The following is a 5,273-nucleotide window of genomic DNA, read 5'->3' as shown; positions in this document are numbered from 1 at the left end:
CATTAGGTTATGAGCCACCATTGGATGTTCATAATTTAACGGATGAACAAACAGCCATCTCAATCGAGAACCTTAATCTGTTCTATGGTCAAACTCAGGCGCTGCATGATATTTCGATGCGAATTCCCAAAGGGCGAGTCACCGCTTTTATCGGTCCTTCAGGGTGTGGAAAGTCGACGTTATTACGTTGCATCAATCGCATGAACGACTTAGTGGAAGGGTGTCGAGTCACAGGCAAAGTGCGTCTCCATGGCAAGAATGTTTATCATCCTAATGTCGATGTTGCGACACTTCGACGCCGAGTGGGGATGGTGTTTCAAAGACCCAATCCATTTCCTAAGTCTATTTATGAAAATGTAGTTTATGGCTTACGCTTACAAGGTGTAAAAAACAGCCGCAGTTTAGATGACGCAGTGGAGCGATCCTTGCGCTCGGCGGCGTTGTGGGATGAGGTAAAAGACCGCTTGCATGAGAACGCATTTGGCTTATCTGGTGGTCAGCAACAGCGCTTGGTCATTGCGCGCGCGGTGGCGATTGAGCCGGAAGTCCTGTTATTGGACGAGCCAACATCAGCGTTGGATCCAATCTCAACTTTAACTATTGAAGAGCTTATCAATGAGCTGAAGACTCAATATACTGTCGTTATCGTTACCCATAACATGCAACAAGCGGCGAGAGTGAGCGATCATACTGCATTCATTCATATGGGTAAGTTAATTGAATACTCTGACGCGGACTCGATCTTCACTTCGCCAATGAAGAAACAGACCGAAGATTACATTACGGGTCGCTACGGTTAAGTCGCGACTCTATACGGAATAAGGAACATCATGCACTTTGGACGTCATATTTCAGGACAATTTAACGTAGAGCTAGAATCGATTCGTACTCATGTATTAACCATGGGTGGCTTGGTAGAACAGCAGCTTTCGTATGCTATTCAAGCCTTGCATAAAGAAGACATCGAACTGGCGCGTATGGTTGTGCGTGACGATCATAAAGTGAATGCGATGGAAGTCTCGATCGATGACGCCTGCACACGCATTATTGCTAAGCGTCAGCCAACGGCAAAAGACTTGCGCTTAATCATGGCTATCATCAAAACGATCACGGATTTAGAACGTATCGGTGACGTGGCGACACGCATTGCTTACGTTGCCATCGAAAGCCCATCATCAAAAGAACGACAATTCCAAGTGTCGTTAGAGCCTCTCTGCCGTCAGGCAATTAATATGCTGCATCAGGTTTTAGATGCGTTTGCCCGCATGGATGTAGAAGCAGCAGCAGAGGTGCACAAACAAGATGACAAACTAGACGCCGAGTATGAAGCGGTGATTCGTCAGTTGATGACATACATGATGGAAGATCCAAAAAATATCCCTAATATTCTGCAAGTGATGTGGTCGGCACGCGCGATTGAACGCGTGGGGGACCGCTGCCAGAACATCTGTGAATACATTATTTACTTTGTGAAAGGGAAAGATGTACGCCACCTAGGTGATCAAAGTATTGATGACGTACTGAAGTAACTGACTTCAGCAAATAGACCAGCTTTTAGGCTGGCCTATTTATTAGAGAGAAGGAAAGCACGTTAATATTTATCAGGAACGAAGGTCTGATCATCAATGGGCGCTCTGACGTAACCTTCTTTATTGAGTTCAGGTAATTCGATGGGGGAGTACTCAAGTGCTTTGTAGTCAATCTGGCTTAGTAAATGACTGATACAGTTCAAGCGCGCTTTCTTTTTGTCATCAGAAGGGACGACCCACCAAGGGCAGTTTTTCGTGTCTGTATAGGCAAACATCTTATCTTTTGCTTCCGAATACTCCGCCCAGCGATGACGTGACTCTAAATCCATTGGGCTGAATTTCCAACGTTTGATCGGCGTATTAATTCGACCTAGAAAACGTTTTTCCTGCTCTTCGTCTGAAACCGAAAACCAATACTTAATCAGAATAATCCCAGATCGTTGCAACATTCTCTCGAATTCAGGGCAAGAGCGTAAAAACTCCTCGTATTCGTCTGGAGTACAGAACCCCATGACTTTTTCGACACCTGCTCGGTTATACCAACTTCGGTCAAATAAAACGATTTCACTAGCAGATGGTAAATGAGCGACGTAACGTTGGAAGTACCATTGCGTTTTTTCTTTTTCTGTCGGTGCAGGCAGAGCCACTACGCGACAAACACGCGGGTTTAGCTTTTCTGTAATTCGCTTTATCACTCCGCCTTTGCCCGCAGCATCACGTCCTTCAAACAGAACCACCACTTTTAACCCTTTGTGTTTGACCCACTCTTGAAGTTTTACGAGCTCAACTTGAAGGTTTTTGAGCTCCTTTTCGTATTCCTTTTTCTTCAATTTAGACATACACCTTTCCTCACTCCTTGATAAACAATATGTTAGCACTCAAAAGCTATGCGCGTGAGGTTACGGTCGTCTATTTGAGAGCTGCTACGACATCGGTAATGGCTTGTGTACTTGTGATGGGGATTAAAAAATCATCGACATCGGATGCGCCCATTTTGCTTTGTTCAGCAACAAAGGTCATTTGGCTAGGGCGTGTGGTTTTGCCTGACAGATGGATTTCAGGAACTTGAGTGTCTTCTACTAACGCACGTACGTTACTCGCATTAACGCCAGCACCCGCCATGATTGCTATGCGTCCTTGGGCTTGCTTAACCAAAGCTCTAAGCACATCGATCCCTTGTGGTGCTGAAGGCGCAAGACCGGAGGTTAAAATACGTTCACAACCTAAGCTGATCACTTCTTCCAAAGCTTTTTCAGCGTCACGACACTGGTCAAAGGAACGATGGAAGGTCACGCCTAAGCCAAGCGCTTGAGCAAATTCACACAGCGCAGCCGCGTAAGGCATATGAATATCACCGTCTTGAGTGAGCACGCCGAACACGACACCGCTCAAGCCTGATTGGTGAGCTGCTTCAATATCCCAACGCATCATTTCGATCTCTTCTTCATTGTAGAAGAAGTCACCTTGGCGTGGGCGGATCATGGCATAAACTGGAACACTAGAAAGCTTAGCCGCTTGCTGCATAAAGCCATAACTGGGTGTTAGTCCGCCTAAAGCCAAAGAGGAGCAAAGTTCAATCCGAGTGGCGCAGCCAGCAATGGCGTAGTGCAGAGATTCAATATTATCAATACAGACTTCTAGGTGAGTAACCACGTTCATTCATCCTGCTAACGTTACAAATAAGTGTTGTGGCTAAGATATTAACAGGGCCAGTAAGCAGAATCTGTATGGAGGGGATGATAAATAGAGGTAAAGTTTACGCTAAAGCGTTACCTCATTTTGGCGGTTTATCTGAAGGAAAAAGAAAGCCCAGAGCAGAGGCTCTGGGCTTTGATAGGACTTTACTTAGACTGATTGGCGTTTGCGGTTTTCCGCATTAGCTTATTGCTTTATATACATCCAACCATCACACCCGTTGAGCTAGGGTGAAGGTCTATTATTTTTTGCCTAGGTCAGCTGCGTGCTCAGATAGGAACGCTGCAACACCTTTTGGAGATGCGTCCATACCTGCTTTACCTTCTTCCCATTGTGCAGGACATACTTCGCCGTGCTTCTGGTGGAAGTTAAGAGCGTCAACCATGCGTAGCATTTCGTCGATGTTACGGCCTAGTGGTAGGTCGTTAACTACTTGGTGACGTACAACGCCTTCTTCGTCGATTAGGAAAGAACCACGGAAAGCAACGCCTGCTTCTGGGTGCTCAACGTCGTAAGCTTTACAGATTTCGTGCTTAACGTCAGCAACTAGTGGGTACTTAACTTGACCGATACCGCCATCTTCGATAGCAGTGTTACGCCATGCGTTGTGAGAGAACTGAGAATCGATAGAAACACCGATTACTTCAACACCTTTAGCTTGGAAGTCAGCTAGACGGTTGTCGAATGCGATTAGCTCAGATGGGCAAACGAAAGTGAAATCTAGTGGGTAGAAGAATACTACTGCTTTCTTACCTTTAGTGAACTCTGCAAAGTTGAAGTTTTCAACGATTTCACCGTTACCTAGAACAGCTGCTGCAGTAAAATCAGGGGCTTGACGACCTACTAGTACCATTTTTTTGCTCCTAAAAAGTATGGTTAGCTCCAAACCGAATTCAGTTGTGTCGGTTTGGTTCGTGTTTGTACGAGACAAACTATAGTACAGATTGTAGTATTGAAAAAAGCGAAATAAATAGATTGAGTTAATCGAAAAAAACGATAATAACAAAACTCTTAACTCGATCACTGGAACGGCGGTAGATACAAATACAATTATGAATAAATGGCCCAGTTTGAAGCAGTTACACTATTTAGTCACACTGCATGAAACAAGACATTTTAGTGACGCTGCAGAGCGTTGTTTTGTCAGTCAGTCGACTTTAAGTAAGGGTATTCAAAACTTAGAGGAATTGATTGGCTGTCCATTATATGAAAAGAAAGATAAGAAAAGTCCACTGGTTTTTACCCAAACAGGAGAAATGGTAGTAAAGCAGGGGCGAGAGCTGTTAGCAAAAGGGCAAGATTTGGTCGAGCTTGGACGTATGTGCCAAGGCGACGATATGCAAGGCCAGCTAAAAGTAGGATGTATACCAACAATTGCTCCGTTTTTACTGTGTGATTTGGTACAAGAGGTGAACTACCGTTTTCCACAACTGAATCTTTTATTAAGAGAAGACACGACGACAAACTTACTTCAAGCGCTCAGACATGGTGAGCTGGATGTGCTTATTTTAGCGTTACCAGTCGAAATTGATGGGATGGAAAGCCGAGTAGTGGGTAAGGATCCATTTCGAATGGTTATAAGCGCTAATCAAGCCCAATCGGTCCCTGTGCCGATTCGTTACGCGGATTTACCTGACGAATCCGTCTTTCTACTAGAGAAAGAACATTGCTTAACGGAACATGCGGTATCAGCGTGTAAATTAACAGACAAAGAAAAAATCAATCCGTTTACGGCAACCAGCCTCCATACACTGGTGCAAATGGTTGCGAATGGTTTGGGAACAACGTTCATTCCTCAAATGGCTATCGACCATGGCTTGCTGCATAACCAGAATTTAGTCGTGATCGATCCTCCTGGTAAACAAGCTTATCGCGAAATCGGCTTAGTTTGGCGTCCGAGCTCGTCAAGAACGAAAACATTTAATCAACTTGCAGAAGTCGTTTCAGAGCTGCTTTAGCTATTAGTATTAGCCCTTACTTCTCCATTATTTATCTAAAAGCGCACTGGAAACAGTGCGCTTTCTAGTATTTTATTCTGTTGGTAAACTT

6 protein-coding genes are annotated in these 5,273 nt (G+C 44.5%); 3 read left to right on the top strand and 3 right to left on the bottom strand.

Annotated elements, in window-relative coordinates; translation table 11 throughout:
• Together pstB and phoU are read left to right on the top strand one after the other, a co-directional pair.
• The coding region (gene pstB / locus CAG68_RS02840) for a phosphate ABC transporter ATP-binding protein PstB (protein WP_237667828.1) at positions 1–800 on the top strand (800 nt) is incomplete at its 5' end.
• Between the two features lie 30 nt (positions 801–830).
• Positions 831–1,529, top strand: a complete 699-nt coding sequence (phoU, locus tag CAG68_RS02835; RefSeq protein ID WP_054729189.1) for a phosphate signaling complex protein PhoU — start codon at positions 831–833, stop codon at positions 1,527–1,529.
• A gap of 62 nt (positions 1,530–1,591) precedes the next feature.
• Here phoU and ppk2 read toward each other — a convergent pair whose 3' ends face one another.
• From ppk2 to CAG68_RS02820, 3 genes are all read right to left on the bottom strand, one after another.
• Entirely contained in the window at positions 1,592–2,368 is a 777-nt protein-coding gene (gene ppk2 / locus CAG68_RS02830; protein WP_086046544.1) for a polyphosphate kinase 2, read from the bottom strand.
• Between the two features lie 70 nt (positions 2,369–2,438).
• Positions 2,439–3,182 carry a copper homeostasis protein CutC gene (locus CAG68_RS02825; protein ID WP_086047120.1) on the bottom strand — a complete coding sequence of 248 codons (744 nt, stop codon included), beginning with the start codon at positions 3,180–3,182 and terminating at the stop codon, positions 2,439–2,441.
• Positions 3,183–3,465: 283 nt separating this feature from the next.
• Positions 3,466–4,077 (bottom strand): peroxiredoxin C, encoded by a 612-nt coding sequence (locus CAG68_RS02820; protein WP_005381738.1) that lies wholly within the window; start codon positions 4,075–4,077, stop codon positions 3,466–3,468.
• A 199-nt stretch (positions 4,078–4,276) separates the two neighbouring features.
• Here CAG68_RS02820 and CAG68_RS02815 point away from each other — a divergent pair, with 199 nt between their 5' ends.
• Positions 4,277–5,182, top strand: a complete 906-nt coding sequence (locus tag CAG68_RS02815; protein WP_005383681.1) for a hydrogen peroxide-inducible genes activator — start codon at positions 4,277–4,279, stop codon at positions 5,180–5,182.
• The last annotated feature ends 91 nt before the right edge of the window (positions 5,183–5,273 follow it).

Source organism: Vibrio sp. V42_P2S4T144, assembly GCF_009904715.1.
GTDB classification, from domain to species: Bacteria; Pseudomonadota; Gammaproteobacteria; order Enterobacterales; family Vibrionaceae; genus Vibrio; species Vibrio alginolyticus.
Note: the sequence above shows the minus strand (reverse complement) of the source record. Positions and strands in the feature narration are given on the sequence as shown.

What these genes read in the sequence shown, in the direction of transcription:
- CAG68_RS02820 (WP_005381738.1), bottom strand. Translation starts at nt 4,077, where the DNA reads ATGGTACTAGTAGGTCGTCAAGCCCCTGATTTTACTGCAGCAGCTGTT.
- ppk2 (WP_086046544.1), bottom strand. Translation starts at nt 2,368, where the DNA reads ATGTCTAAATTGAAGAAAAAGGAATACGAAAAGGAGCTCAAAAACCTT.
- CAG68_RS02815 (WP_005383681.1), top strand. Translation starts at nt 4,277, where the DNA reads ATGAATAAATGGCCCAGTTTGAAGCAGTTACACTATTTAGTCACACTG.
- phoU (WP_054729189.1), top strand. Translation starts at nt 831, where the DNA reads ATGCACTTTGGACGTCATATTTCAGGACAATTTAACGTAGAGCTAGAA.